This window comes from Paraburkholderia sp. WS6, from assembly GCF_030464835.1.
Taxonomy (GTDB): domain Bacteria; phylum Pseudomonadota; class Gammaproteobacteria; order Burkholderiales; family Burkholderiaceae; genus Paraburkholderia; species Paraburkholderia madseniana.
Map to the genome: position 1 here is coordinate 25,895 of NZ_JALQCK010000014.1, position 26,755 is coordinate 52,649.

The 26,755-nt window shown below is 63.5% G+C and carries 22 protein-coding genes; 11 read left to right on the forward strand and 11 right to left on the reverse strand.

Features of this window, described 5'->3' with window-relative positions; all coding sequences use genetic code 11:
• Nucleotides 1–185: 185 nt before the first annotated feature.
• Both M0D64_RS18255 and M0D64_RS18260 read right to left on the reverse strand, forming a co-directional pair.
• Nucleotides 186–1,193, reverse strand: a complete 1,008-nt coding sequence (locus M0D64_RS18255; protein ID WP_266258757.1) for a hypothetical protein — start codon at nucleotides 1,191–1,193, stop codon at nucleotides 186–188.
• Between the two features lie 439 nt (nucleotides 1,194–1,632).
• A complete protein-coding gene (locus tag M0D64_RS18260; RefSeq protein WP_266258758.1) occupies nucleotides 1,633–3,168 on the reverse strand; it encodes an MDR family MFS transporter in 1,536 nt (511 codons plus the stop codon).
• Nucleotides 3,169–3,243: 75 nt separating this feature from the next.
• On the opposite strand from M0D64_RS18260, the gene M0D64_RS18265 reads away from it, so the two are divergent.
• Nucleotides 3,244–4,032, forward strand: coding sequence for a TetR/AcrR family transcriptional regulator (locus M0D64_RS18265; RefSeq protein ID WP_266258759.1), 789 nt, complete (start codon nucleotides 3,244–3,246; stop codon nucleotides 4,030–4,032).
• A gap of 13 nt (nucleotides 4,033–4,045) precedes the next feature.
• Here the strand turns inward: M0D64_RS18265 and M0D64_RS18270 are convergent, their stop codons facing one another.
• The gene (locus M0D64_RS18270) at nucleotides 4,046–4,768 is read right to left on the reverse strand and encodes a ribonuclease activity regulator RraA (protein WP_266258761.1); all 723 of its coding nucleotides are present in this window, start codon (nucleotides 4,766–4,768) and stop codon (nucleotides 4,046–4,048) included.
• 492 nt (nucleotides 4,769–5,260) lie between these two features.
• Between M0D64_RS18270 and M0D64_RS18275 the strand changes: the two genes are divergently transcribed.
• A complete protein-coding gene (locus M0D64_RS18275) occupies nucleotides 5,261–5,770 on the forward strand; it encodes a response regulator (RefSeq protein WP_154561558.1) in 510 nt (169 codons plus the stop codon).
• Between the two features lie 112 nt (nucleotides 5,771–5,882).
• Here M0D64_RS18275 and M0D64_RS18280 read toward each other — a convergent pair whose 3' ends face one another.
• A complete protein-coding gene (locus M0D64_RS18280) occupies nucleotides 5,883–6,461 on the reverse strand; it encodes a Fur family transcriptional regulator (RefSeq protein WP_154561556.1) in 579 nt (192 codons plus the stop codon).
• A gap of 123 nt (nucleotides 6,462–6,584) precedes the next feature.
• A complete protein-coding gene (locus M0D64_RS18285) occupies nucleotides 6,585–7,211 on the reverse strand; it encodes a glutathione S-transferase family protein (protein WP_266258762.1) in 627 nt (208 codons plus the stop codon).
• Nucleotides 7,212–7,457: 246 nt separating this feature from the next.
• Between M0D64_RS18285 and M0D64_RS18290 the strand changes: the two genes are divergently transcribed.
• Entirely contained in the window at nucleotides 7,458–9,143 is a 1,686-nt protein-coding gene (locus M0D64_RS18290) for an ATP-binding domain-containing protein (protein ID WP_266258763.1), read from the forward strand.
• Between the two features lie 7 nt (nucleotides 9,144–9,150).
• On the opposite strand, the gene M0D64_RS18295 is transcribed toward M0D64_RS18290, so the two are convergent.
• Nucleotides 9,151–10,098, reverse strand: coding sequence for a phosphoribosyltransferase (locus M0D64_RS18295; protein ID WP_266258764.1), 948 nt, complete (start codon nucleotides 10,096–10,098; stop codon nucleotides 9,151–9,153).
• 309 nt (nucleotides 10,099–10,407) lie between these two features.
• Here M0D64_RS18295 and M0D64_RS18300 point away from each other — a divergent pair, with 309 nt between their 5' ends.
• Nucleotides 10,408–10,956: a molybdopterin-dependent oxidoreductase gene (locus tag M0D64_RS18300; RefSeq protein ID WP_266258846.1), complete on the forward strand. Its 549-nt coding sequence runs from the start codon at nucleotides 10,408–10,410 to the stop codon at nucleotides 10,954–10,956.
• Nucleotides 10,926–12,794 carry an ATP-binding protein gene (locus M0D64_RS18305; RefSeq protein ID WP_266258765.1) on the forward strand — a complete coding sequence of 623 codons (1,869 nt, stop codon included), beginning with the start codon at nucleotides 10,926–10,928 and terminating at the stop codon, nucleotides 12,792–12,794. Before M0D64_RS18300 ends, M0D64_RS18305 begins: the two co-directional genes overlap by 31 nt.
• A gap of 80 nt (nucleotides 12,795–12,874) precedes the next feature.
• On the opposite strand, the gene M0D64_RS18310 is transcribed toward M0D64_RS18305, so the two are convergent.
• The 3 genes from M0D64_RS18310 to M0D64_RS18320 form a co-directional block, all read right to left on the reverse strand.
• Nucleotides 12,875–13,729, reverse strand: coding sequence for a helix-turn-helix domain-containing protein (locus tag M0D64_RS18310; RefSeq protein ID WP_266239161.1), 855 nt, complete (start codon nucleotides 13,727–13,729; stop codon nucleotides 12,875–12,877).
• 290 nt (nucleotides 13,730–14,019) lie between these two features.
• Nucleotides 14,020–15,360: a type II toxin-antitoxin system HipA family toxin gene (locus M0D64_RS18315; protein WP_266258766.1), complete on the reverse strand. Its 1,341-nt coding sequence runs from the start codon at nucleotides 15,358–15,360 to the stop codon at nucleotides 14,020–14,022.
• A 2-nt stretch (nucleotides 15,361–15,362) separates the two neighbouring features.
• Nucleotides 15,363–15,617, reverse strand: coding sequence for a helix-turn-helix transcriptional regulator (locus M0D64_RS18320; protein WP_054036490.1), 255 nt, complete (start codon nucleotides 15,615–15,617; stop codon nucleotides 15,363–15,365).
• Nucleotides 15,618–15,823: 206 nt separating this feature from the next.
• Between M0D64_RS18320 and M0D64_RS18325 the strand changes: the two genes are divergently transcribed.
• The 4 genes from M0D64_RS18325 to zwf all read left to right on the forward strand — a co-directional run bounded on the left by M0D64_RS18325 (nucleotide 15,824) and on the right by zwf (nucleotide 19,636).
• Nucleotides 15,824–16,456, forward strand: coding sequence for a C39 family peptidase (locus tag M0D64_RS18325; protein WP_266258767.1), 633 nt, complete (start codon nucleotides 15,824–15,826; stop codon nucleotides 16,454–16,456).
• 95 nt (nucleotides 16,457–16,551) lie between these two features.
• On the forward strand, nucleotides 16,552–16,809 hold the full coding sequence (locus tag M0D64_RS18330) for a hypothetical protein (protein WP_266258768.1): 258 nt from the start codon (nucleotides 16,552–16,554) through the stop codon (nucleotides 16,807–16,809).
• A gap of 189 nt (nucleotides 16,810–16,998) precedes the next feature.
• A complete protein-coding gene (gene lhpI / locus M0D64_RS18335; protein WP_266258769.1) occupies nucleotides 16,999–17,952 on the forward strand; it encodes a bifunctional Delta(1)-pyrroline-2-carboxylate/Delta(1)-piperideine-2-carboxylate reductase in 954 nt (317 codons plus the stop codon).
• Nucleotides 17,953–18,154: 202 nt separating this feature from the next.
• The gene (gene zwf, locus M0D64_RS18340) at nucleotides 18,155–19,636 is read left to right on the forward strand and encodes a glucose-6-phosphate dehydrogenase (RefSeq protein ID WP_154561534.1); all 1,482 of its coding nucleotides are present in this window, start codon (nucleotides 18,155–18,157) and stop codon (nucleotides 19,634–19,636) included.
• A gap of 34 nt (nucleotides 19,637–19,670) precedes the next feature.
• Here zwf and M0D64_RS18345 read toward each other — a convergent pair whose 3' ends face one another.
• Nucleotides 19,671–20,717, reverse strand: a complete 1,047-nt coding sequence (locus tag M0D64_RS18345) for a response regulator transcription factor (protein WP_266258770.1) — start codon at nucleotides 20,715–20,717, stop codon at nucleotides 19,671–19,673.
• Nucleotides 20,707–24,234: an ATP-binding protein gene (locus M0D64_RS18350; protein ID WP_266258771.1), complete on the reverse strand. Its 3,528-nt coding sequence runs from the start codon at nucleotides 24,232–24,234 to the stop codon at nucleotides 20,707–20,709. The genes M0D64_RS18345 and M0D64_RS18350 overlap by 11 nt, the downstream gene beginning before the upstream one ends.
• A 214-nt stretch (nucleotides 24,235–24,448) precedes the next feature.
• Here M0D64_RS18350 and urtA point away from each other — a divergent pair, with 214 nt between their 5' ends.
• Together urtA and urtB are read left to right on the forward strand one after the other, a co-directional pair.
• A complete protein-coding gene (gene urtA, locus M0D64_RS18355) occupies nucleotides 24,449–25,714 on the forward strand; it encodes an urea ABC transporter substrate-binding protein (protein ID WP_266258772.1) in 1,266 nt (421 codons plus the stop codon).
• A 70-nt stretch (nucleotides 25,715–25,784) separates the two neighbouring features.
• Nucleotides 25,785–26,702 (forward strand): urea ABC transporter permease subunit UrtB, encoded by a 918-nt coding sequence (urtB, locus tag M0D64_RS18360; RefSeq protein WP_093638411.1) that lies wholly within the window; start codon nucleotides 25,785–25,787, stop codon nucleotides 26,700–26,702.
• The last annotated feature ends 53 nt before the right edge of the window (nucleotides 26,703–26,755 follow it).

Here is a 26,755-nt window from a genome sequence, read left to right on the forward strand (position 1 = left end):
AACAGCCTCTCGTGTCGACGCGCGCGAAGCACCGGTGAGTCGGCTTGCCATCTCATGTTCAAGGCGTCGCGCGTGCCATGTCCGTCTGTTGCCGCTCAGAGGGCACGCGAAACGCCAATGCAATCGGGCGTGCGAACGGTCAAGAAATTCGGTATCCAAACTTTTTCGCTGACCGGGATGCCGGTTTACGCATGCGGCTTGAGCGGTGCCCAACCTGTCTCGCGAATCACGCGCTCAAGGATGGTTTTCGCGGCGTCGTTGCCGGTGTCGATCGCGAGCGCCTCATTGGCGTGCTGGCGTGCGCAACTCCACGACTGCTGCGAGGCACACAGTTGTGCCGCCTGCAACGCGGCGTCGCGGCGCGCGGTGAGCGGCTTCAATTCGGTCAGCAGGCTTTCTGCGTCGGTGTTGCCGGGCTGCAGCGTTTGCGCCGCGCCAAGCGCCGCTTGTGCCGCGGAGAGATCGTTGGCGCGGACGGCCAGACGCGCTGTCTGCAGCGCTTGCGCGGCATCGCGGAACTGCGGCGCCGCTGGTTTTACAGGCGCTGCGGCCAACGGCGGCGCGATGGGCGTGGGTAGGATTGCCGGTGCGGCCTTGGCGGGATTGGCGGCATTGCTGGGGACAGCAGGCTTAACCGCGGCGGCCTGATTCGTCGGCTGAGCCGGTGCGTACAGCGCAATCGTGCCGGTCGCCGTTCTGGCGTCCTGATGATTTTCAGCCGTCTGCTCAGTATTGCCGTTCTGCGATTCGTGGTTGTCGCTGAATAGAGTAAAGGCGACATACGCTAGTCCGATTGCGCCAATCGCCACGATCGCGAGCAGCACCCGGCGCATCGGGACCATGCTGCGGCCAGCAGAATGCGGTAGATCGGCGAGCGGCGGAATCGGCGTATCCGGAGACGCGAGTACCGGCGCTGGCATCGGGGGCTCGACAGGGGCGGCTTCGCCGGTGACCGCGGTCTGCGCGGCGAGATCGGTTTCAACCGGCTGTGTCGGATCGAAGCCGTTTTTCTGCGCTGTCTTGCTGATGGCACTGGCGTGGCTGCCGGGAATCACGACGCGCTTGTGTGGGCCGGCGTCAAGCGGGTGCACCGCGCCGCAATACGGGCAATAGTCGACTTGCCGGTACAGCGCACCGCCACAGCGTTTGCAGGGCGTCGGGAAACTATGGCCGAGTATTGTCTGGGTGGACATACTGTGGACCCACCTGTGGAAAACAGTGCCGTTACGGCATGCTCCAGATCGTGTTGAGGCAGGAGTAACGTCCGCGGAAACCACGATCCACATGCTCTGGAGAACCTTGGGACGCAAGTCCTCGCTTGCGGTGCCGCTGCTTGCAATATGTGGCGTTTCCGTGAGAACGTCAATCGACGTTCTTACCTACTTTATGTGCGCTAAAACACATTTGTAGGTACGACGAAACACTGCATATGTCGGCAGAACGAACAGGCTGACGGTTTTTTTCACACGGTTTGCTCAGTCACGGTGCAGAGGCGTCGACACTCTCGCGCGCCGGCGGAATCGGTAGAACGAAATAGCGGCGATGAAAACAGAACGAGGTCGAAGCGCACGGCGTTCGACCTCGTCATCAAGCGCTTGCAGGAAACGCTCGCTGGAAGCGGGATACGCGAAATCAGTGCTTGCGCAGCGGATGATCTTTCAGAAGCCACGCGAGCACAAAGGCCAGCACGACGACGCAGGCCGCCGAGAGATACACCGTGTGCAACGCACCGGCAAACGCTTGCAGATAGTCGTTGCGCAGCGCTTCAGGCAACTGGTGGATGGCCGCCGGTCCGAGCGCGTGCGGCAATTCGATGTCGGCCGGAATCAGTTTTTCCAGACGTGCGGCGAGGCCGTTCGAAAACACCGCGCCAAAACCGGCCACGCCGATCGAGCCGCCGATTGAACGGAACAGCGTTGCGCCTGAAGTGGCGACACCCATGTGCTTGAACTCGACAGTATTCTGCACGGCGAGAATCAGCACCTGCATCACCATGCCGAGGCCGAAGCCGAGAATGCCCATGTCGATATACATCACACGAATGGGCGTGTTGATCTGCAGGCGTGCGAGCAGCACCATCGCGACGGCCACGAGAAACGTGCCGGCGATCGGAAACATGCGGTACTTGCCGATCTTGCTGATTACGCGTCCGGTCACCATCGACATCACGAACAGACCGCCCATCATCGGCAGCATCTGCATGCCGGCTTCCGTGGGCGTCGAGCCTTTGACCACTTGCAGATACAGCGGCAGGAACGTGACCGAACCAAACAGCGACACGCCGATGATGAAGCCGATCAGACTGCTCAGCAAAAACGTGCGCTGTTTGAAGAGTTCGAGCGGCATGATCGGTTCGACGGCAGTGCGCTCTTCGTGGATGAAGCCCCAGATCGCCACCAGCCCCATTCCCAGCGTGAACCACAACTGCGGCGATGACCACGGCAGGATCGTGCCGCCCTGGCTCGTGAACAGGATGATGCAGGTGAGCGCGCCGGCGAGAAACGCGGCGCCCATGTAGTCGATGGTGTGCTTCACATGCCGCACGTGCGGTTTGAAGACCGCGCCGATCACAGCCAGCGAGATGAGGCCGAGCGGCAGGTTGATGTAGAAAATCCAGCGCCATGACAGGTGCTCGACGAGAAAGCCGCCGAGCAGCGGCCCGACCACCGTCGCGAGACCGAACACGCCGCCGAATACCCCCTGGAAGCGGCCGCGCTCAGCCGGCGGAATCACGTCCGCGATGGCGGCCATCGTCACGACTAGCAGACCGCCGCCGCCGAGCCCGTGCAGTGCGCGCAGCACGATCAACTGGGTCATGTTCTGGGCGACGCCGCACAGCGCGGAGCCGACGAGGAACACGACAATCGCCGTCTGCAGCACGATCTTGCGGCCGAACAGATCGCCGAATTTGCCATACAGCGGCACGACGATAGTCGAGCTGAGCAGGTAGGCGGTCACCACCCACGAGAGGTTGTTGAGCCCGCCGAGTTCGCCGACGATGGTCGGCAGCGCGGTCGAGACGATCGTCTGATCGAGCGCGGCGAGCAGCATGACCAGCAGCAGCGCCGGAAACAGCAGGCGGATCGGCGGGTGGTCATTTGCCTGCGGGCCGGACTGCGCATCTGGCCGCGTTAGCCCGGCGGGTTGAGTCGTTGTCGATTGGTTCATGGCGCCACGGTATTGAAATTAATTAATTCGGAGATTAATATATGCGACATTGTGTCACTCGTCAAATTGAATGCAATGGCAAGGATTACGTCAGATGACCGGGAAGTGAAACGCCCGCCGCGCAGCACGGCCGCCGCGAAGGCGCGAAAGCTTTCGAAGCCGGCGTCAGCCACGGTGGGCGATGCTGCGAACGCTTCGATTCCCGCACCGCCGCCCGCGCTCACACGGCGACCGGGCAGGCCTTCGGGCTCGGCGCGCGGCCCGGAGCAGCGCAGCCGCCTGCTGGACGCCGCGCTCGCCCTGTTCGCGCGGCAGGGCATCGTCGACACCACGCTCGGGGAGATTGCCCGCGAGGCGGGTTTCACGCCGGCGATGATGCATTACTACTTCAAGACGCGCGATCAATTGCTCGACGTGCTGATCGACGAGCGTTTCGCGCCGCTGCGCGCGGCGCTCGGCGTGCCGTTTCAGGAGAATCCCGATGACCCGGTGGCGGCCATCACGCAACTCGCGCAGCGTTTGGTGAAGACGGCGAGCGACAATCCGTGGTTTCCGTCGCTGTGGGTGCGCGAAGTGATCAGCGACGGCGGCCTGCTGCGCCAGCGCATGCATGAACGGTTCGGCGACGCGAATCAGAAGGCGTCGCTGTCAGCCATCGCGCGCTGGCAAAAGGAAGGGCGCCTGAATGCCGGGCTGGAGCCGTCGCTGGTATTCGTCACGCTGCTGGGTATGACGATTCTGCCGCTGGCCTCCTCGAAGCTGTGGCGTAACGATCCCGCTCGGTGCAACATCGGCAGCGAGGAGATCGCCCGGCATGCGGTGGCCTTGCTGGTGCAGGGCGTCGGTCCTGGCAAAGCGGACTGACACACTGCCGGACTCACTCAGAAATACGTTTCTGCCGCCACGCCTCATACGCAGCCTTCGTTTTTTCGTTCGGCGGATAAGTGCCGGGCAGGGCGGCGCCCTCACGAATACGCTCGGTGAGAAACACTTCGAGTTGCTCCTGCTCGGCGGCGGCTTGCGCAACCTCGGCTGCCATTTTGAGTGGGATTACCACCACGCCGTCCGCATCGCCCACGATCACGTCGCCGGGAAACACCGCTACACCGCCGCAGCCGATCGGCACATTGATATCCACCGCGTGATGCCGGATCAGATTCGGCGGCGCGCTTGCGCCGGCACAAAACACCGGCATGCCAAGCGCGGCGATTGTCGTGCTGTCGCGCACCGGACCGTCGGACACCATGCCCGCTACGCCGCGCACCTGCAACCGCTGCGAGAGGATCGAACCGAACGAGGCGCTGCCTCGCTCGCCGCGGCAATCCTGCACGAGCACATGGCCGGCCGGAATGGTCTCGACACATTTGCGCTGTGCGTACTCGGGATCAGCAAACAGTTCGAGCACGTCGATGTCCTCGCGCGAGGGAATATTGCGCAGCGTGAAGGCCGGCCCGACCAGATTCGCGCCACTGTGCGCGGCGAGCGGCGCGACGCCCTGCATGAACGTATTGCGCAAGCCGCGCTTGAACAACTGGGTGGTCAGCGTGGCGGTGCTGACATGACGGAGTGCTTCGAGCGTGGCGGAGTCGAGATCGGACATGGTGTCGGGCGGCCTCAGGTTTTAGGGGCGGAGAGATGGCGCTCATATGACGTGCTGCGTCGCAGCGGCAGAACATAACGCAGCCGCTGCGATCTCGCGCACACGATCATAGCGCCGCCGTGGATCGTGCGGCAGGCTCGCGCAACCATGCTGACGTAACGACGAATCGGGTGAAGCCGGCGAGGCACGCAACGTGCTACCTGAGGAGTGGATTTGAACGCCGTGCGAGAGGCATAACCGCGCCGGCGTCGCAATAGAACATGAATGTCGGAGCAGACGCTGAGGCGGGCAAGGCGATGGACGTGGGTTTGCAGCAGCCACCGCCACGGCGAATCGGGTGTCGGCATTGGTCAGCCAGGGCAGTGGAGCCGAGGGTCGGTTTTTCATCGGCGTGCAATTTTGGCGCGTTACTGTGCGCACGCGTTGCGCCGGGGCCATGTTTTACAATCGCGGGCCTGCATGCAACTCGACGCATGAAATCGAGTCGGAACCATGGACAGCAATACCGCAGCCGCGCAAATCGGCAGCAAACAGCAGGGCGATACGTTGGCCGAGTCTGATGGCCTAACCGGTTTTTTAGAGCTACAGCAGAACATGAACGGAGCATTGAGACTCGATCAGGCCACGATCGTGCTCGTCGAGGACGACCCGGATAGCCGGGAATCACTGGCCTTGTTACTCGAGGCGGAAGGTGCGCATGTCGTCGCAGTGGCGGATGCGGAAGAGGGCGTCGAAGCGGCGCTGCGGCTGTTACCTGACGCCGTGGTGTGCGACCTCGAATTGCCGGCCATGGACGGCTTTTATCTGATCCAGCGGCTGCGCGATCACGAGATTCGCGGTGACCATGCACCTTCGGTGGCCGTGGCGCTCACGGGTCATACCGACGACGCTTACCGCTTACGCAGCATCGGCGAAGGCTTCCAGCATTTCATGACCAAGCCGGCATTGCCGGAAGACCTCGTGACACTGTTGCACGACGCGATCGACGCCCGCGCGGGCTGAGGAGCGGCCTCGCGGCCGAGGGCGGTTTCTTGCCGCCGCATCGTCGGCGGCAAGCTTTCGTCTGGCGAAACGGTCTGCAATCAGATTGCAAGCCTGATGGCAGGCGCCGCTGTTATTTGGCGACGGCGACCGGTGCGGCAGCGCTGGCGCTGGCCGCTTCCGCTGCCTGACACGCGGAACACAATCCCTTCAATTCGATTTCATCGCTGGCAAGGCGGTAACCCGCGTCTTCGATTTGCGTGACGAGCGCCTGGCGCAGCTTCGGCTGATGCAACTCGGTGACGTTGCCGCATTGCTGGCACACCACCAGAATGCCGTGCTGGCATTGGGTCAGGTCGTGGCAGACGGTAAACGCATTAATCGATTCGATCCGGTGCACGAGCCCTGCCGAGAGCAGAAAATCCAGTGCCCGGTAAACCGTAGGCGGCGCCGAGCCCGGATGGATCTGGCGCATGTCGTCGAGCAGCGAATAAGCTTTGGTGGCGCGCCCGGAATTCAACAGCAATTCGAGCACTTTGCGGCGGATCGGCGTGAGTTTTTCGCCGCGTTCGCGGCAATATTCTTCCGCGAGAGTTAGTGCGGCTTCCTGCGATTCACCGTGCGCAATGTGCGTGTGCCCCGGCTCATGATGATGAGCGGAGGCGGCAGGCGTGGTTTTGTCGGCGGTCGCGGCGGGCTTGGCGGTCTTCATGCGTGGATTATAAAGGCCATCGTGCTTGACTGTGCCGGTGTGCGGCGTACCTGCCGGTCGCGGCTGGACGCCGCGGTGGGGCATGAAGTTGCCCATCAAGCCGCCCAATGGCCGCCGGATCGCTCAAGTCAGCGGGAAATCGATGTATTTCTTGAAACCCGGGCGTGTCGCAAGCCGCGAATACCAACGCTCCAGATTCGGCAACGGCGGGCGTTCGACGCCGTCCAGTCCGAACCAGCGTTTCGCGTAAGCGCCGATCACGATATCGGCGAGCGTGAACTTTTCGCCTTCGAGGAAGAAGCGGCCTTGCAGATGGTTATCCAGCAGGCGCCACAGCAACGTGACCGCGCCGAAGTCGGTGGCGAGCTTGTTGGCGTCGCGCTCGGCGGCGGGCGTGCGCACGAGAGTCCAGAAGACGGGTTTTTCCGCGGGCTGTAGCGTGGTGAGCGACCAGTCGAGCCAGCGGTCGACGCTGGCGCGCAGTTTCGGTTCGGACGGATACAGGAGGCTCGATTCGCCGTATTGCAGCACCAGATAGCGCAGGATCGAGTTCGATTCCCACAGCACGAAGCCGTCGTCGACCAGCGTCGGAATTTTGCCGGTCGGGTTCATCGCCAGATAGTCGGGCTCGTTGTTACGGCCGAATTGCAGGCCCGCGTCGATGCGTTCGTACGGCAGCACCAGTTCGTCGCAACACCACAAGACTTTCTGTACGTTGACCGAGTTGGCGCGTCCCCAGATCGTGATCATCCGGTAAATCCTTTCTTTATGTTGACAGGTGGCAAGCCGCGCGTGGCGCGCGGCGTTCAGCCAGTAACGATACACGATGCGGATGGGTTTGCGCGCCGCCAGCCCGCAATCTGCTGCGTGAAGTGTTGCCCGGAGCCTGGTCCGAAGCACCTTGCCCATAGAGGTCCGTGTATCGCCCGATGTGCCATGCCGGCAACGCGCGGGCGTTGCGTACAATGAGCGCACCCGAACACGACGAGACACCGCATGGCCCGCATTGTCCCCGACGACTGGAAGAGCCTCGCCGCCACCGGCGCGGCGGCACGCGAACGCGAGACCCTCGCGTTGCTGGAAGAAGCGCTTCCCGATGGCTACACCGTCTATCACGGCGTGCACTGGACCCGTCTGAACCAGAACTTTTCGGTGTTCGGCGAGGCCGACTTCGTGATCGTCAGCCCGGCTGGGCGCGTGATGATCGTCGAACAGAAAACTGGTTTCCTGCGCGAAACGCCCAAGGGGCTCGTCAAGGTCTATCTTCAGACGGAACGCAATGTGGCGATCGCGCTTGCGCATACCGTCGAAACGCTGCACCGGCGCTTCACCGCGGCGTTCGGCGCGGGTACATATTTCATCGAAGAACTGCTGTATTGCCCGGACCACATCGTCAAGGACGCGGCGATTGCTGGCGTGAATCCCGCGCGGATCGTCGACGCGACGCGCAAGGACCGGCTTGCCGCGATCATTCGCGAAGCCTTGCCGGCCGACGAAGCGCGCCTCGCCTGCGCACCGAAAATCCATCACTTTCTCGCCGACGAACTCTCGCTTACGCCCGACGCCAGCGCGCTCGTCGGCCAGGCCGGCACGCTCGTCACGCGTCTGGCCGGTGGCCTCGCGACCTGGGCGCGACGACTCGAGTTTTCGCCGTTCCGGCTGCGCGTGATCGGCACGGCCGGCTCCGGCAAGACGCAACTGGCGGTGCAGGTGATGAAGGATGCAGCGGCGCGTGGTCAGCGGCCTTTGTACGTGTGTTTCAACCGGCCGCTCGCGGATCACATTGCGCGGGTCGCGCCGCCTGAGGCAAAGGTGGCGAACTATCACCAGCTATGCGACTGGATCGCGCGCGACGCGGGCCGCGAGCCGGATTTTCAGTCTGGCGACGTATTCAAACAGCTTGAAACGACTTTCGCCGAAACGCCGATCGACGCGCGCTGGCAATTCGACGTGCTGATCGTCGACGAAGGGCAGGATTTCCAGCAGCCGTGGGTGGCTGCACTCGAGCGTCTGTTGCGGCCGGGCGCCGCGTGGTGGTGGCTCGAAGATCCGCTGCAGAATCTGTATATGCGCGAGCCGGTCGAACTGCCCGGCTGGACCACGCTGAAAGAGACTACCAACTACCGCAGCCCGCGTGACATTCTCGATTATGTGCGGGACGTGGTCGGCGCCTCGGTGCCGGTCGCGGCGGGTCTGGCCTCGGGCAGTCCGTTCGACGGCTCCGATATTTCGCTCTCCGTCTACGACGAAGCGAACGCCACCGAAGGCAGCATCGAGGCAACCAAGCGGGCCATAACGCAGGCTTTGTCGCTCGGCTTTCGCAAACAGGACATTGCGGTGCTGTCGTTTCGCGGCCGCGAAGGCTCGGCGATGACCGCGCAGGATCATCTCGGACCACATCGGTTGCGCAGTTTTACGGGTAAATACGATCTGTTCGGCAACCCGGAGTATCGCGAAGGAGATGTGCTGTTCGAGTCGATCTACCGCTTCAAGGGGCAGGCGGCGCCGTGCGTGATTCTCACGGAGGTCGACTTCGAACTATTCGATGAGCGGATTGCACGCAAGCTGTTCGTCGGCGCCACGCGTGCGACGATGAAGCTGATCATCGTCGCCTCGCAGCGGGCCGCGCGGCATCTGCATCTGCGGGATGGTAAAGAGCTCAGAGAGACGAAAGAAGCCTAGCCGCCACTCACGTCCACGCGCGCGCGCCCACCAGCATCCCCGTTTGCGTAAGCGCGTCCCACCAGATCACGCGCAGTAACGGCGCTTGCTGCGCGATCAGCAGCGCCTGCACCGGATCGCTCTCGACAAAATGCGTGACACCGCCGCGCAACGCCGCCGCAGCCTTGTGAGCGGCGGCGCCGGCGGCACTTTCGTCGTGCGTCCCGGGCGTGCGCATCACCAGTTGCATATGACCGAAGCCGTGCCGCGCGAGCCACGCTTCGGTGCGCGCGCGATCCAGTTCCGGCCGGCCGGTGATGATCGTGCGCACGCGTTGCAGATCGATGCCCGGCAGCACCTCGAACGGCAGCAGCGCGTCGCGTTCGGCGAGCGCCGCGGCCAGATCCTCGTCGTAGCGTGCGAGCGGCACGTCGGGTAGCAGAATGCCGTCGAGGTCGATTGCGTAGGTGGCGTATTCGTGATCGTCGGCCATGGCGGGCGCAGCGCCCGCTTCGACGCGCTCCCAGTCTTCGCGATAACGCTCGGTGTAGGCCTGGCGCTCCCACGGAAACAGCGCGAAGTAGCCGCGGGCGTCGATCGCGTAGTCGGGTTGCGTGCGGCTCAGGTCGTCGACCGCGGCGGTCAGTGTCCTGACGTCGAGGCCTTGCTGCTGAAGGAAGGCGATGCAATCGGTCAGCGTAAAGCCACGCCCCGCGATGTCCTCGCACAGCAGCACTTTCGAGCCGGCGGGCGGGATCGGCAGCGTCGAGTCCCATGCGACCGTGCGTAACTGGCGGTCGTATCGAAGGAAGGCGACGGGCGTGCCGGCCGCATGCGAAACCATCAGCGCAAGCGGCGCGCCGCCACGCAGAATGCCGATCGCCATGGTGAAACGCTCCGCCAGCAACGCGGGTTGCAGCGATTCGATCCAGCGATCGAGTTGTTCGTACGTCAGGGGCAAAACCGGCTTGTTCATGACTCTCAGGGCGTCGCGGTGCGCGGGTCGGGCAGGTGTCCCGTAGACGGAGAGCGGCGCGCGGCGCAGCGCGGCGGCAGGTTCCCGTTTTTGAGACAAAGAATTTTGGCGATATTATGCATGCGGTTCAAAGATCGCGCGTCGGGGTGACGCGCGCCGCCGCACGGGGCGTGTCGCAAAGACCGCCGCCGTGGCGGCAAAACGGGAAAAGGGCAACGGCGAGGGTGCTGCAGGTTCGCTGGCCGGTTGAGCCGGCGCAGCGCAGCCGCCCGCAAAATACCAAACGATGGAATGACCAAACAGATGAAGATGACCAAGGCGGGCATAGCGGTGAATGGCAGGAAAGGCGTGGTCAGGGGCGCATGGTGGGGGCTGGGTCTGCTCCTCGCTTGCGCCGCGTGGAGCATGCAGGCACAGGCGCAGGCAGAGTCGTTGCCGTTATCGCTCGACGTGAAGGGCAAGATCAGCAAGACCAACGATGCGACGCACCAGTTGTATCACTTCACCGACGCGCAACTGCTCGCGCTGCCAGCGCATTCGATTACGACCGCCACCACCTGGACTCCGCGTTCCACCTTCACAGGACCGCTGCTCGCGGATATCCTGAAGACAGTCGGCGCATCCGGCAGCGCAGTCGAGATCCATACGCTCGACGACTATACGTACACCATTCCGGTGTCGGACTGCGATCGCTACGGCGTGGTCGTTGCGTACAGCATGAACGGCCGGCGCCTGAAGATCAGCGACTTCGGGCCGCTGTTTCTTATCTATCCGCGCGACGCGTTTCCCGATGAACTCATGGGCGCGGCGGGCGATTCTAAATTCGTATGGCAGATCAAGGCACTCATCGTCAAATAACACGCCGCCCCTTGCGTCGTGTCCTCTATGTGTTGATCTGGCTGACCGCGCTGGCGGCGCCGGCAGGCGCGATCGGCTATCTGTTGTACGCGAACCTGCTCAATCCGCGCGCCACCGAACAGTTGACCGGTCAGTACGATGGTTTCTATTGGGACGCAGCGCAACTGCAGATCGCCTACGCGCGTTTCGAGAACCAGTTGCTGCTGTATCAATCCGGTGTCGACGATGACTATCCGCGGCTCATGCTGCGCTACCAGTTGCTGCAATCAAAGCTGCACGTGATGGCCGGTTCGACACGCAGGCTGACTACGCAGCTCGCGCTGCTGCAACGGCAACAGGACGAAATCCAGTCGCTCGATCATTTGCTGGATGGGATTCAGCCTGAGGTGGATGCGTTGCCGAAGGACCGCAGCCGCGCCGACAAGATTGTCGTGGAGTTGCGTCAGCATTGGAACGAGGTCAACGATCTCGCGTTGAGCCGCCGTTTCGCCGACGTGGCCGATCGTGAGGCGATGAACCGCGATTTCATCGACAAGCGCCGCATGCTGTTCGCAGGCGGCCTGTTGCTGCTGTTGCTGTCAGCGGCCGCGACCACACTGTTGGTGCTCAACGGCCGGCGCCGCACGCGCCTGATGCATCAGCAGCACGCGGCGCTTGAAGCGGAGCATCAGGCGAGCCGCGCGGCACGCGAGGCGAGTCTCGCGAAGGATGCGTTTCTCGGCATGATCAGCCACGAACTGCGCACGCCGTTGCATGCGATCGTGTCGTCGATCGAATTGCTGGGCTTCAACTATCACTCCGAGGCCGACCGCAAGGTGATCCAGCGTCTCGAAACCGCGGGGCGGCATCTGGAAGCACAGATGAAAGACCTGACCGACTACGCGCGCCTTGGCGCCGGCAAGCTCGAGTTGCGTCACGAGCGTTTCGAGCCGCGCGAGCTGCTGGCGTCGATCGTCGACGAACACGCGATGTCGGCCGCCGCGCGCGGGCTCAAGCTGGAAAGCGAGGCAAGCGGCATGAGCGGCCTCGTCGATTCCGATCCGCACCGCATCCGCCAGATCGTCAACAACCTCGTCACCAACGCGATTCGCTACACCGAAACCGGCACGGTCCGCGTGCAACTGAGGCAGCGGCCGGCGGTCCTGATCTTCGTCGTCAGCGATACGGGGCCGGGCGTGCCGCATGCGCAAATTCCGCTGATCTTCCAGGAGTTCACGCAACTGGACGCGTCGCGCACGCGCCGCTTCGAGGGCGCGGGGATGGGGCTCGCGATCGTGCAGGGGCTGGTCAGGCTGTTCGGCGGCACCGTCGACGTGGCAAGCACGGTGGGCGAGGGCACGACCTTTACGGTGACGATCCCGGTCACGCCGGTCGCGGCAACCGTGCCGCCCGGCGTGACGGCGCAGGCCGAACCAGGCGGCGCGCGCCCCTGCGTGTTGATCGTCGACGACAACCGGCTGATTCGCGAGTCGCTCAGCGAAATGATCGCGCACATGGATTTCGACGCGCACGCCGTTTCCAATGCCGACGATGCACTCGCGTGGCTCGACGCGCGTCGCTGTGACGTGGTGTTGCTCGATCTGCATATGCCGGATCGCGACGGTTATACGTTCCTTGCGGATTTCGCGGCACGCGGGGGGCCATCGTCGGGTGTTCCAGTGATCGTGGTGAGCGCGTATGCGCCAGAGGCGGATAGCGTAGGTAGTGCGGGTGGGGCGGCAGGGGAAGCGGGAGAAGCCGGCTTGCAGCCGTTCTTTGAAGCGTTATTAAAGCCAGTACATTACGAGGAACTGCGCAGTGCGTTGCAGCGAGCTTTGGCTTCGCGGCATACGGTGTGACGTGACGCCTTGAGGAAACGCAGTTGGAGGAGGGCTCAACCTGAGCACGCACCTTCAGCCGCTTGCCGGCGTATGCATCATTAAGGCCGGTTGAGGCGCTTGGACAGATCGGCGACCAGGATCGCCATGCGCGCGGGCTTTTCATAGCACGCAACGTCGTAATTGCGAATGACCTCGCTGATCTCCGATTCGCTGGCCTTGCCGGTCAGCAGTTCGCCGGTCAGCACGAAAATCGGCGCGTCCGGATTCTCTGATGCCCGCACTGCGCGGATCGCTGCCGCCGAGGTCTGTGAGCCGAACAGCCAATCGATCACAACGCCGTCGAAGATCTGTGTTTGCAGTTGTTCGGCAAACGCCGCGAGGCCGTAGATCGCCACCGCCGCGAAACCGCTGCCCTCGAGATAGTCGCGCAGGTTGTCGGCGGAGGCCTGATCGTCGTCCACCACGGCGATGGTCGGCTTGTCGGTCTCGGCGCGGCGCGGATAGATCTCGATCTTGTGGACTTCGTAGGCGCTTTGGTAAAGCGTGCCGTCGTGGCGCGCCACGCGCCATTGGCCGAGCTTCGAGTACGCGACAAATTCAGGGCGGCTGCCCGGTTCGAGCGCGGCGCCGACCCATGCGGTGCAGGCCAGCTCGATCGCGCCGACGCAGAACACCGCCTCCTGGGCGATGGCGCCGACCATGCCTGGATCGAGCGACTGTGCGCCGAATAGCTGAGCGGCAGGTTCGCCGAACACCTCGGCAACCTTCTTGATCTGCGAGAGAGTCCACGGGCTGTTGCCGCGCAGCTTGCGGTGTCCCTGCGAAAAACTCAGATCGAGGATGCGGCATAGCTCAGTGGTCTGCTGGCGTTTGCCGATTCCATGCCGGCTCATCAACTCGCGCACGCGCTCGGCGACTGCAATGGAGTCAGGTGAGTTTGTTTCGTTGGTCATACTGCGTGAGGATCTGCCTTCTTGAAGGGTGGCTGGGGGCATGCGATACGGCACGCGCAGCGCGGCCACGCACATTGGATGCGCATTGACGCGGCTACGCGGGGGACAGCAAATGTACCGCAAAAAGTCTCACGGCCTGTGTTTTGGTATGACTGCCGCCAAACCTGTCGGTGCGAGGTGCGAACGGACACATTCGGCGATCTGTTTATGCTTTTAGCATCGAAGTATTTTACCGATTAAACCGGGCGGAATCTGTAAGTAATTCCGATTGAATTTTTCCTCTCCGGCCGTTACGCCGGCGGCATTGTGTCGAGCTTGGCCGCCGAGTTTTTCAGGCCTTTGAAAATCCGCTCGGCAACTTTGCCCGGAAAGCGCTCGGGCAATTCGGCCGAGACCCGCGCGATGACCGCCGGCGTCTGTTCGATCAGCCGCTGGATCAACGGTTCGGCGTTCGCACCGTATGAGCACCTTGGCGCCATGGTGTTGAAGTGGCGCCGCTGCACGTCGCGGAAGGAGTCGTGTTTGCTGCGCGACCACATCGCCATGGCGAGCCTGGCCTTGAACCATGACCACTGGTTCGGGCCGTTACCCTCCACCGGCCAGATCGACATCACGTCGTAAAGCGGCGTGAGACGGTACTGACCGCCCGCCAGCAGGCGAATGCTGAAGTTCTTGGCGTGGCCGTCCGGCGCCGCCAGCATCCAGAACAGGATCTGGCTTGCCAGCAGCGTCTCGATGTCCTGTTGCGCCGACACCGATTGCTGGAGAATCCGCGCGAGGTCCAGCACGCCCGGACCGCCTTCGTTTTCGTACTTGCGATGCGACGGCACGCCGTACACCTGGCAGAAGTCCTCCTGCGGCAGGCGCAGCAGCCATTGCCCGCTCGAATGCAGTTGCCGGTCGAAGCGTTCGACGCTCAGCACCCGCTGCTTGCCGAACGTCATGATCTCGGTGTTGGCCACCGGCAGGCCGTAGGCGCGCAGAATCCGCAGACACAGCCATTCGTTTTCGACCGAGGTGCTGAGGTCGGCGAGCTTGTTGCCGACCAACCCGAGCGGCAGCTTGAAAATGTGCGTGGTGGGCGTGGCGCCATGCGGGCGCTGCCACTTGCCGTCGTGCCACAGCAGGGCGGTTTTCTCCTGCGCGCCGGCTAGCGAGATGCGGAAGTCGTCTGCTTCGTCGGCTGCGCCGAGGGCGGGGTTGCTGACGGTGCGCGCCAGCATGGTCTCGATCTCGCTGTCGGAGAGCGGCGTGCCCTCGATGCGTTCGACGCCGGCCGGCGCGTCGTCTTCGGCCAGCAACTGGACGGCGCCCACGCAATCGCGGCCGATGGCTTGCAGCAGATCGAATGCATCGAGCGTATCGGTCTGGTAGCGCTGGGCGATGCGCTTTCTGATGGCCTCGCTGTCGGGCAGCAGATTGTCGAAATAGTTGAGCACCCGTGGCCCTTTGTTCGCCAAGTTGCTCGGCGCGAACGGCAGCGAGAGCGAAAGCGGCCGGCCTGCGGGCGAGGCGACCCATGCGGGGTCGTAAGCGAACTCCATGGGGCCGCGGGTGGGCAGGCGCCAGACGCCGACGCGCTCGCCGTTGGCCCACACCGAAAGCGCCCGTGAATGCGTTTGACGGCCCATGCTTACCACTCGACCAAAGGCGCCGGTTCAGGCACCGGCTGGTTCTTGTCGCGTACCTGCAATTGCAGGCCGTAGGCGCCGCACAGCGCCAGCAATTGTGCGAGGGTAAGGGCGGTGGCGTCGGTTTCCAGCGCCGAGATGCGGCTCTGGCTCACGCCGATGCGCGCGGCGGCGTCAGCCTGGGTGAGGCCGGCCTGGCGCCGGCCGGCAGCGAGCAGTTGGGCCATTTGGTCCGGCGTGGCGACAAGGTGGATCATGGCAAATTATCCGCGAGACGAATAAACACACTTTATGCGTCACACAGATATTTGTCAAATATTCGTGTGACGCATATTCGACAAATATCTGTCTGGCGAATAAACGGCAAATATCCGCATGACGAATAAATTCCGTATGCGTGCGCTCCGCTGGGCCGGCCGTGTAGCATGCTGTGAAAATATTTTCCACCGACTCCGCGCGATTCATGAACCAACCGACACTACGCCACACCGACGTGCCGTACCACACGCAATGGGGCAGCCCCGAATGGGTGCGCCACATCGTCGAACAAGAGGGCGACCCATGCGACGATCCACACTGGCAGCAGAGCGGTTTTGCCGACCCGGAGCGTTACCGTTTCTGGGCGAAACGCCTGTGCGGTCTGACCTGCCTCGAATCCGCGCTCGACTACTGGCGCATCGAACACGCGCCGCGCGCCGCGTTGCTGGACGAAGCGTTGCGCCACGGCGTGTACCGGCTGCGTGACGACGGTGGCGTCGACGGTTTGACCTACCGGCCGTTCGCCGCCTGGCTCGGCGAAGCATTCGGTATTCAGGTTGAAGTGCTGCCGCAGGCGCCGCTCGAAGAGATCGCCGTGCGCATCGACGGCGACACGCTGGCGATCGTTTCCGTGAGTCCTGAGATCCGTTATCCGGAGCGGCCGAATCAGAGCCAGGGCGGGCATCTGATCCTGCTGCACGGGCGCGATCGCGATGGCGTATGGTTTCATAATCCGTCGGGCATTGCGCCTCACCAGGCGGATGTCTATTTGCCGTTCGCCACGATGGCGCGTTTCTACGCAGGGCGTGGCATGACGCTCACCCGCAGCGTGCGCTAGACACGGCAGCAGGCAAGCCGCACGGCGAACGCAATGATCGGGCCCGTTTTCTGCTGAGGAGCTTCACATCGACTTTTGCGATACCGGACCCCGTCATGAAGCGAACCTATGCCGTGCTTGCCGCCGGCCTCGTCGCGCTCGGCGCCGTCACCGCAGCGCATGCGGCTACCCAGGACGACCGGGCCCGCGCCTGTCGCGGCGACGCGATGCATTTCTGCGCCGCCCACATCCCGAGCAAGGCAAAAATCACCGCCTGCATGAGGCAGCACCTCGACGAACTCAGTCCGGCGTGCCGCGCGATGTTCGAGGACGGCAAGAAAGACGACGCCAAAGACGACGCCGTTTCGCAATGACCCTAGCGGCGGCGCGCCGCTGCTTTTCGGTAAGGCAGGCCCATTCCTGCGCTGCAGCCGCGTGCCCGCGATCCGGCCCCACGGCGCGCAGCGCGTCGTAGAATCGCTTGTTCCCGATTCCCGGAACAGCCGCGTGTCTGGTGCGCTGAATCGAACGCATCAACTCGCCTGGACAGGAAAAGCCCGCTTATGACCCGCCCGACCACACAGATTTTCGACGCTGCCGCCACCGCGCGGCTGATTCCGTACGCGACGCTCGTCGACGCATTGAGGCGTGCGAGCATCGACTACGCACAGCAACGCATTGTGAGTCCTGAACGGCTCGTCGTGCCGCTCAACGAGGGCGGCATCATGCTATCGATGCCGGCCACCGCGCCCGATCTCGCGATCCACAAGCTGGTCAATGTATGCGCGAGCAATCGGCAGCGCGGCATCCCGACGATCCACGGTCAGGTGATGGCCTTCGACGCCGATACCGGGGAGACGCTCTTCATTCTCGACGGCCCGACGGTAACCGGGCGCCGCACGGCGGCGATGTCGATGCTCGGCGTACGCACTTTCGCGCCGGCAACGCCGCGCGAATTCCTGCTGATCGGCACGGGCACGCAGGCGGTGAATCACCTGGAAGCGATCGGCGAATTGTTTCCCGGCGCTCGCGTGTGGGTGAAGGGCAGTGCGCCCGCGCGGGCCGAGGCGTTTTGCGCCGCACATGGCGCGCAGGGTGCGCATGGTGGCAAGGCGCGCGAACTGCGACCGCTGACCGACTCCAACGCGGCCATCCCTGATTCGGTCGACGTGGTGATTGCGCTGACCACCAGCAAGCAGGCCGTCTACGACGAAGCCGCGCGCGCGGACCGGCTCGTGATCGGCGTCGGCGCGTTCACGCCGGCTATGGTCGAGATCGGCGCGCACACGATCGCAGGCAGCGCGCTGTTCGTCGACGACGAAGCCGGCGCGAGGCATGAAGCCGGTGATTTCATTCAGGCCGGTGTCGATTGGGCGCGGGTCGGTGGAATTGCCACCGTGGTGGACAACGCCGCTTTGTTGCCGTCGAAACAACCGATTGTTTTTAAAAGTGTCGGCTGCGCGGCGTGGGATCTGGCGGCCTGCCGCGTGGCGCGCGAAGCCTTGTCAGGCGGCTGATCGCGGACTGTTCGCAGCGCCCGGCGCGTTGCGGTTCGCAGGTCCTGGTTGGCATCTTGCGCCAACCTGCGGCACATGTTGCCGTGCAAACAATCTCAAAACGTTGCACCATAGGCGTTTGCCAGAAAAAAGCGCCGGTCCGCCGGCGTTTTTTGCCCTTTGTCTGTTGACTTGACGCCTACCACGACGCTGCGATCGCGCTATGACGACCCAACACGCTTCAGCCACTCCCAACCTGCCGCTCGACATGATCATCTTCGGCGGCACCGGCGACCTGTCATTTCGCAAGCTGCTGCCCGCGCTCTACATGGCGCATCTGCACTGCAATCTGCCGCCGGACACCCGCATTCTCACAATCGGCCGCAAGCCGTGGTCGCGTGAGGAGTACATCAGCGAATTCATGGAAGCGAAGGCGAAGCCCTTCATCGAAAAGAAGGCGTTCGATGCCACCGCCTGGGACAAATTCCTCGCGCTGTTCGAGTACGTGCGCATGGACGTCGATTCGGTCGAGGACTACCAGCGTCTGAAGGAAGTGTCGCGCGAAGGCGTGCGGCGCGTGTTCTATCTCGCGACCTCGCCGGATCTGTTCACGAATATCTGCGAAAACCTTTCGGCGGCGGGATTGGTCGACGAGAACTCGCGGGTGGTGCTCGAGAAACCGCTGGGCCACGATCTGGCGTCCGCGCAGGAGATCAACACGGCGGTCGGCAAGCATTTCAGCGAAGCGCAGATCTATCGGATCGATCATTACCTCGGCAAGGAAACGGTGCAGAACCTGATGGTGCTGCGCTTTGGCAACGCGATTTTCGGTCCGCTGTGGCAGGCGCCGTATATCAAGCGCGTGCAGATCACCGTGGCCGAAGAGGTCGGGGTGGGCAGCCGCGCGGGCTTCTACGATAAAACCGGCGCGCTGCGCGACATGGTGCAGAACCACTTGCTGCAGTTGCTGTGCATCGTCGCCATGGAGCCGCCGGTGTCGCTCGATCCGGATGCGGTGCGCGACGAGAAGCTCAAGGTGCTGCGCTCGCTGCGCCCCATGACACCCGAGGATATCGCGCGCGATACCGTGCGCGGCCAGTACACGGCCGGCGCGGTAAACGGCGAGCCGGTGAAGGGCTACCTCGAGGAAGACAATGTGCCGGCCGGCAGCCGCGCCGAGACTTTCGTCGCGTTGCGCGCGCATATCAACAACTGGCGCTGGGCCAACGTGCCGTTTTACCTGCGCACCGGCAAGCGTCTGCAGAAGAAGGTATCGGAAATCGTTATCGAGTTTTCCGAATTGCCGTTCTCGATCATTCCGAGCGGTGGGCGCAATTACGGCAACCGTCTCGTGATCCAGTTGCAGCCGGAAGAATCGATCCAGTTGCAGATGCTCGCGAAGGAGCCGGGCAGCGGCATGCACATGCTGCCGGTGAATCTGAACCTGGACTTGCAGCAGGCCTTCACCGAGCGTCGCGCGGAAGCGTACGAGCGTTTGTTGATCGACGTGATTCGCGGACGCCTCACGCACTTCATGCGCCGTGACGAACTCGAAGCCGCATGGGCGTGGGCCGAACCGATTCTGGACGGCTGGGCCAAGTCGGGCGACAAGCCGCGTGGTTATACGGCAGGCACGTTTGGGCCGGCTGCGTCGACGGCGCTGATGGCGCGTGAAAACGCCGTGTGGGCGGAAGAGTCGCAGTAAGCGGGTCGAGCGGCTTGACGCAGGGCGGGGATCTTCAATACCGCGTGCTCGCCTTGGCGGCGATCGCCGCCGCCGCCGCGCGGGTCTCCACATGCAACTTGCCGAACACATGTTCGAGGTGCTTGTTGACCGTGCGCGGCGCCATGCCGAGGATGTCTCCGATATCGCGATTGGTCTTGCCGCGCGAAAGCCATAGCAGGACTTCCGCTTCGCGGGCCGTCAGGTTGAATTGCGCGCCGAGCGCGCTGGTGTGCGCGGCGTCGTTGAATTCTTCGAGCAGGATCACCCAGTCGCCACGCGTCGCGCGGCCGAGTACCCGCGCGACGCGGCGCGCGCCGTCTGCAGCCGTCTCGAAGGCGGCTTGCAGGTCGCAGCCCGTTTCGATCCAGCGCGCCAGCCATTGACTCAGCACCTGCGGCAGACGCGGGCCGGCTTCGGCAAGAGGGGCCGGTAGCCGCGCGCCGTCGTCCGCCAGATTGTCCTTCACGTCGCCCCTCGCGCTTCCATTCCTCTCCTCAGTTTGCGCATCGCTCGATCCGTAACGCGCAAGCCGCTGCCGCGCAAGGTCGCTCTGCCATCTGATTTCTCCGCTCGCGGCGGCAATCAGCGCCGCGCGCATGCCGATATCGAGCACCATGTCCGCCTGACGCTGTTGGCGCGAGCGCTGCACATGCGCGGCAATGCGCGCGCTGACCTCGCTCGGCTTCACGGGCTTGGTCACGTAATCGATTCCGCCGACCCGAAAGCCTTGCACGACGTGTTCGCTGTCGGTCAGCGCGGTCATGAAGATCACCGGCAGATGCCGGTTGCGGGGATCGGCCTTGATCTGCCGGCAGGTTTCGAAACCGTCCATGCCGGGCATCAACGCGTCGAGCAGCACGGCATCCGGCGTGATGCGCGCGAGGCGTTGCAAGGCGGACTGTCCGTCGAGCGCAACCAGCACCGCGTAGCCGGACGCCTGTAGCGTATCGGACAACAGCGCGAGGTTGTCGGGCGTGTCGTCGACGATCAGCACAACCGGCTTGTCGTCGGGTAGTTCCGGTTGCGTGTCAGGGGGCAGGAGCAGGGATTCACCATGCATCGGGATTGACCTGCTGGGTAGGCGCGAGCAACTGCGCGAGTTCAGTCAGCCGGAATCGTCGCGCGAGGGTGCGCAACGGTTCGAGCAGGGTAGCCAACTCCGGCGCGCCGCTCTCTGCCGCGTCGAGTTGTTCGATGAAGCCCTGCACGTAGCCCATTTCAAGCTGGGCATGCAGTTTCTCGCGCAGGGTGGCGGGCAAGCTTGCCGGCACTTCGGTCAGCGAAACGGCGGAAGCGGGCAGCGCTGTGTCGGTTGACTCGACGATCCACTGCAGTTGCAGCAATGCAGCCAGTTTGTCGAGCAGGAGCGGAATGTGCAGCGGTTTGGCGAGGTAGTCGTCACAACCGGCCGCGGCCCCTTTGTCTCGATCGTCGGCGAAGGCGTTGGCCGACAGGATCAGGATCGGCGCCGCCGACAACTGGTTGTCGCGAATCAGGCGGCTCGCCTCGAAGCCGTCCATATCCGGCATCGACACATCCATCACGATGAGGTCGGCCGATCCCGTGCCGAGCCATTGCAACGCTTCCGGTCCGCTGGCTGCTTCGACCACCAGGAAGCCCAGCGGCGCAAGCGTATGCGTGACGATACGGCGCTGCTCGGTGAGATCGTCGACCACCAGCACCGTGCGGCGCGGCCCGTCGTACCCCTTGACGTTGAGCGGGCCGCTTGCCAGCAACTGCGGCGCGCGCACTTCCGGTGCGAACAGCTTGACGATAAAGCGGGTCCCGTTGCCCACCTCGCTTTGCACCTGCAGGTTGCCGCCCATCAGCTCTGTAAGGAGGCGGCAGATCGTCAGGCCGAGCCCGGCACCGTGGTCGTGTTCGCGTGCCGCCGCGCCGCGCTCGAACGGCAGGAACAGGCGCTCCAGTTCGGCAGCCGGCATGCCGGGGCCCGTGTCGATGATCTCGAAGGTGAGGGTCTCCCACGCATAGCCGGCGCGCACCTTCACCGAACCGCTCGACGTAAAGCGGATCGCATTGCCGATCAGATTGATGAGAATCTGCCGCACCCGCTTCTCGTCGACGCGTACGACTTCCGGAATGCGGCCGGTAGTCTGGAAATCGAAGTGCAGTCCTTTGTCGGTGGCCTGCGGTTCGAGCATCGCCGAGAGTTGCGTGACGAAGTCCGGCAGCGAAATCTCCGTCACGTTCAGTTGCAGCTTGCCCGCCTCGATGCGGGCGACGTCGAGCAGGCCGTCGACGAGCGCCAAAAGATGCTCGCCGCTGCGATAAATAGTCGCCACTGCGTGGTGGCGGGCGGGAGGCAGTTTATCAGTGCCTTGCAGCAGCAGTTGCGCGTAGCCGAGGATGCTGTTGAGCGGTGTGCGCAACTCGTGGCTGAGACCCGTCACATAGCGGCTCTTCGCGCGGTTGGCCGATTCGGCGGCGGCGCTCGCCTGCTGGAGTGCGGCGTCGGTTTTGCGGTGTGCCTCGATTTCCTGCATCAGCAGTTCCGCTTGCCGCTGCGATTCCTCCTGCGTGACCTTGCGGTTCTCGTTGGCGAGCACCAGCCACCACGCGGCGATGCAGCCGACCAGCGCGAGTGCGAAAAAGGCCTTCAGATACCCCTGCAGCAGTACGTCGTGGACAGTGGCGTCGAGATCGGGCAGGGTTCGCACACTCTGATACCACTGCACGGCAAGCACGCCGCCAAGCAGCGCGAGCACGACGATCAGCAGACCGGCGTACTGCGCGAGCCGCAGGCCGGCGGCTCCGAGCCTGAGCCGCGGGAACAGCGCATGCATTGACTTGCCGAACTGGGCCGGCAGTCGCGCGTGAGGTTTGCAGGAGTCGTTGCAGCGCGAGTCGAGTGAGCAGCAGAGCGAGCAGATCGACCCGGCGTAGGCCGGGCAGTGCGCCATATCTTCACGCTCGAAGCTGTTTTCGCAGATCACGCAGCGCAGTACCGCGCCCGCTTCGAGGTCGCGACCGTCGCGCGCCAGATAGAAGCGCCCGCGTGTGGCGATCGCCAGCAACGGCGAGCAGACGAAGGCGACCAGCAGCGCGATAAAGGACGCCAGTGCTTCAGCGATTGCGCCGAAGACGCCCGCATGGGACAGCGCGGCAATCAGCGAGGCGATCACCATGGCACCCACCCCGACGGGATTGATGTCGTACAGGTGTGCCCGCTTGAACTCGATACCGCGAGGGCTATAACCGAGCGGCTTGTTGATCACAAGGTCGCCGACCACCGCGCCAATCCAGGCAATCGCTACGTTCGCATAGAGTGCGAGCACCTTGCTGATGGCTTCAAATACGCCCATCTCGACGAGCAGCAGCGCGATCAGCACATTGAACACCAGCCATACCACGCGCCCCGGGTGGCTATGCGTGAGCCGCGCGAAGAAGTTCGACCACGCGAGCGAACCGGCGTAGGCGTTGGTGACGTTGATTTTCAGTTGCGAGACGATCACCAGCAGCGTCATCGCGGCGAGTGCGCCTTCAGGCGAGTGGAACACGTAGTGATACGCGACCAGATACATCTGGGTCGGCTCGACGGCCTTCACCGGGTCGATTTCGTGCTCGATTGCGAGGAAGGCAAGAAACGCCCCGCCCAGCATTTTCAAAGCGCCAGGCACGATCCAGCCAGGACCGGCCGAAATCAGCGCGACCCACCAGCGCACGCGATTTGCACGTGTGCGCGGCGGCAGGAAGCGCAGATAGTCGACCTGTTCGCCGATCTGCACGATCAGAGAAAACACCACCGTGCAGCCGGCACCGAAGGAGACGAGGTTGAACTCGCGACCGTCCGCCGAAAGACCGCCGAAGGTGACCCATTCGGCGAGCAGGTGCGGTTCGCGCCACAGCACCACGGCGTAGGGCACGACGAGCAGCACGAGCCACACAGGCTGGGTCCAGCCTTGCAAGCGGTTGATGAAGGTGATGCCGAAGGTCACCACCGGAATGATGACGAGCGCGCTGATCACGTAGGCGACCGATAGCGGGACCTTCAAATAGAGCTCGAGCGCGAGCGACATGATGGCCGCTTCGAGCGCGAAGAATACAAAGGTGAAGATCGCGTAGATCAGCGACGTCAGTGTGGAGCCCAGATAGCCGAAGCCGGCGCCGCGCGTAAGCAGGTCCATGTCGACGCCGTTGCGCGCGGCGTAGTAGCTGATCGGCATGCCGGTCAAAAAGATCAGGACCGAGACGGCGAGGATCGCGTAGACCGCGTTCGTAAAGCCGTAGTTCACCACCAGCGCACCGCCGATTGCTTCCAGCACGAGGAACGATACCGCACCAATCGCCGTATTCGCGACCCGGAACTCCGACCAGCGCCGGAATGTACGCGGCGTGAAGCGCAGCGCGTAATCCTCGAGCGTTTCGTCGCCGACCCATGCGTTGTAGTCGCGGCGAATCTTGACGATGCGCTGTGTGCCGCCGGACGGTGGGCGCGATGCCCCAGCTTGGGTGGCCGGGTCGGCGGGGCGCGGGGGCTGTGACTCTGTTTGGTGCATCGAGGCTTGTCGTCGACGGGTTCCGGGGCTAACGGTGCGGCCATGCAAATTGCATTCCATTCGAAGCCGGCGCGACACCGTCATGCCATGGGCGGCGCGGCGTCGGCACGGTTCGCGCGCCATGCCGACGCGATTATAGGGAGCGGATTTTTACCGCGCCCTACGTCAACTGACGTATTGGGCCGCGCAAATTGGCTACCTACCTTTCGTTCCGTCGACACCGCCAGCCGGTTCCCAGCGCGGGTCGCCCGACCACGACCACAAGGAGAATTCGATGTCACACGACGACCAGAACGAGCCTGGCATGTCTTCGGCGCTGCGCCGCAAACTCTTGATGGGCCTCGCCGCCGCGCCCGCGCTCGCCATCTCCGGTATCGCGCGGGCCCAGCAGTATCCGACCGCGAAGGTCAACACCACGCACCTCGCGGTGACCGATACGGAAGTGACGGTCGGTCAGTTGCATTCGGCAACCGGCACGATGGCGATCTCCGAAACCGGCTCGATTCAGGCGGAGCGTCTCGCGATCGAACAGATCAACGCAGCAGGCGGCATTCTCGGCCGTCAGATCAAGATCATTCAGGAAGACGGCGCGTCCGATTGGCCGACCTTCGCGGAGAAGTCGAAGAAGCTGCTCGAAAACGATCACGTGGCGGCCGTATTCGGTTGCTGGACTTCAGCGTCGCGCAAGGCTGTGCTGCCCATCTTCGAACGCGATAACGGCCTCCTGTACTACCCGACGTTCTACGAAGGGCTCGAGCAATCGAAGAACGTGTTCTACACCGGCCAGGAAGCGACCCAGCAGATTCTCTGGGGGCTGAACTGGGCGAACCAGACGAAGAAGGCGAAGAGCTTCTTCCTGATTGGCTCCGACTACATCTGGCCGCGCACGTCGAACAAGATTGCGCGCAAGCATATCGAGCAGCATCTGAGCGGGTGCAAAGTAGTCGGCGAAGAGTATTACCCGCTCGGCACCACTAACTTCAACTCGTTGATCAACAAGATCAAGATCGCCAAGCCGGATTGCATCTACGCGATCATCGTCGGCGGCTCCAATGTGGCTTTCTACAAGCAACTGAAAGCGGCCGGCATTACTGCGGACAAGCAGTTCCTGCTGACCATCTCGGTGACCGAGGACGAAGTGCTCGGGATCGGCGGCGAAAACGTCGCGGGATTCTATTCGGCGATGAAGTATTTCGAATCGCTCGACAACGACAACAACAAGAAATTCGTCGCGGCATTTAAGGCCAAGTACGGACCGAAGTCGGTGATCGGAGACGTCACCCAGGCCGCCTATCTCGGGCCATGGCTGTGGAAAGCGGCGGTGGAAAAGGCCGGCAGCTTCGACGTCGACAAGGTCGTCGCCGCATCGCCTGGCATCGAGCTGAAGACCGCGCCGGAAGGCTACGTGAAGATCCACGCGAACCATCACTTGTGGAGCCGCACGCGCATCGGTCAGGCGCAGGCGGACGGCCAGTTCAAGGTGGTGGCCGAGTCGCCCGATCTGATTGAACCGAACCCGTTCCCCAAGGGTTATCAGTGAAACGCGGATCAGCCGCGAATCAGGCGCGTTGCCGCCACGTGAGCGCGCGGATCATTTCGAGGAGAGAGCCATGTCGGCTTCGGACATTCTTAACGTCACGCTGATGCAGGGCTTTGCCGGCCTGAGCCTGTTCAGTGTGCTGCTGCTGATGGGGCTGGGGCTGGCGGTGATCTTCGGCCAGATGGGCGTCATCAACATGGCGCACGGTGAGTTCATGACGATTGGCGCGTACACGATCTACATGTTCTCGCAACTGGCCGACAACTACTGGCATGGCTACGCGCCGGTGTACTTTCCGATCGCGATCTGCGCGGCCTTCGTGCTGGCGTTCGCGGCAGGCTGGGTGGCGGAGTGGGCGCTGATCCGCCATCTGTACCGGCGTCCGCTCGACACGCTGCTGGCGACCTGGGGCCTGAGCCTCGGAATGCAGCAGGTGTTTCGCTCGGTGTTCGGCCCGAAGGAGGTGAGCCCCACGCTGCCGGACTGGCTGATGGGTTCGTGGTCGCCGAAGCCGGGTCTCGACATCCCGATCAACGGATTGTTCGTGATGAGCCTCGCGGTGCTGATGACCGGCGGCGTACTGCTGGCGCTGTATCGCTCGCGCTGGGGACTACGGGTGCGCGCCACCGTCGCGAACCGGCAGATGGCGAACGCGGCTGGCATCGATACCCGCAAGACCGACCGGCTGACCTTCGCGATCGGCTGCGGGATCGCGGGTGTGGCGGGCGCGGCGTTCACCGCGATCGGCTCGACGGGACCGACCAGTGGGTCACTCTACATCGTCGATTCGTTTCTGGTGGTGACGTTCGGCGGCGCGGCGAGTTTGCTCGGCACGGTGGCGTCCGCGTTCGGCATCGCGCAGATGCAGTCGATCAGCGAATTCTTCATGACCGGCTCATCCGCTCGCGTGGTGACGCTGCTCACCATCGTCGTTGTGCTGATGTTGCGGCCGCAAGGGCTCTTCGCTTCGAAGGTGCGCCGTGCCTGAGCACTCATCGACTGCGTCGCTGAACGGCCCTTTCAATCGCTTCAGCCCGGAGA

Bases quoted from the DNA above. Each gene is read 5' to 3' on its own strand.
- M0D64_RS18260 (WP_266258758.1), bottom strand. From the start codon at position 3,168: ATGAACCAATCGACAACGACTCAACCCGCCGGGCTAACGCGGCCAGAT.
- M0D64_RS18275 (WP_154561558.1), top strand. From the start codon at position 5,261: ATGGACAGCAATACCGCAGCCGCGCAAATCGGCAGCAAACAGCAGGGC.
- M0D64_RS18300 (WP_266258846.1), top strand. From the start codon at position 10,408: ATGACCAAGGCGGGCATAGCGGTGAATGGCAGGAAAGGCGTGGTCAGG.
- M0D64_RS18265 (WP_266258759.1), top strand. From the start codon at position 3,244: ATGGCAAGGATTACGTCAGATGACCGGGAAGTGAAACGCCCGCCGCGC.
- M0D64_RS18350 (WP_266258771.1), bottom strand. From the start codon at position 24,234: ATGGAATGCAATTTGCATGGCCGCACCGTTAGCCCCGGAACCCGTCGA.
- M0D64_RS18255 (WP_266258757.1), bottom strand. From the start codon at position 1,193: ATGTCCACCCAGACAATACTCGGCCATAGTTTCCCGACGCCCTGCAAA.
- M0D64_RS18280 (WP_154561556.1), bottom strand. From the start codon at position 6,461: ATGAAGACCGCCAAGCCCGCCGCGACCGCCGACAAAACCACGCCTGCC.
- M0D64_RS18305 (WP_266258765.1), top strand. From the start codon at position 10,926: ATGGCAGATCAAGGCACTCATCGTCAAATAACACGCCGCCCCTTGCGT.
- M0D64_RS18290 (WP_266258763.1), top strand. From the start codon at position 7,458: ATGGCCCGCATTGTCCCCGACGACTGGAAGAGCCTCGCCGCCACCGGC.
- M0D64_RS18310 (WP_266239161.1), bottom strand. From the start codon at position 13,729: ATGACCAACGAAACAAACTCACCTGACTCCATTGCAGTCGCCGAGCGC.
- zwf (WP_154561534.1), top strand. From the start codon at position 18,155: ATGACGACCCAACACGCTTCAGCCACTCCCAACCTGCCGCTCGACATG.
- urtB (WP_093638411.1), top strand. From the start codon at position 25,785: ATGTCGGCTTCGGACATTCTTAACGTCACGCTGATGCAGGGCTTTGCC.
- M0D64_RS18285 (WP_266258762.1), bottom strand. From the start codon at position 7,211: ATGATCACGATCTGGGGACGCGCCAACTCGGTCAACGTACAGAAAGTC.
- M0D64_RS18330 (WP_266258768.1), top strand. From the start codon at position 16,552: ATGAAGCGAACCTATGCCGTGCTTGCCGCCGGCCTCGTCGCGCTCGGC.
- M0D64_RS18315 (WP_266258766.1), bottom strand. From the start codon at position 15,360: ATGGGCCGTCAAACGCATTCACGGGCGCTTTCGGTGTGGGCCAACGGC.
- urtA (WP_266258772.1), top strand. From the start codon at position 24,449: ATGTCACACGACGACCAGAACGAGCCTGGCATGTCTTCGGCGCTGCGC.
- M0D64_RS18325 (WP_266258767.1), top strand. From the start codon at position 15,824: ATGAACCAACCGACACTACGCCACACCGACGTGCCGTACCACACGCAA.
- M0D64_RS18270 (WP_266258761.1), bottom strand. From the start codon at position 4,768: ATGTCCGATCTCGACTCCGCCACGCTCGAAGCACTCCGTCATGTCAGC.
- M0D64_RS18345 (WP_266258770.1), bottom strand. From the start codon at position 20,717: ATGCATGGTGAATCCCTGCTCCTGCCCCCTGACACGCAACCGGAACTA.
- lhpI (WP_266258769.1), top strand. From the start codon at position 16,999: ATGACCCGCCCGACCACACAGATTTTCGACGCTGCCGCCACCGCGCGG.
- M0D64_RS18295 (WP_266258764.1), bottom strand. From the start codon at position 10,098: ATGAACAAGCCGGTTTTGCCCCTGACGTACGAACAACTCGATCGCTGG.
- M0D64_RS18320 (WP_054036490.1), bottom strand. From the start codon at position 15,617: ATGATCCACCTTGTCGCCACGCCGGACCAAATGGCCCAACTGCTCGCT.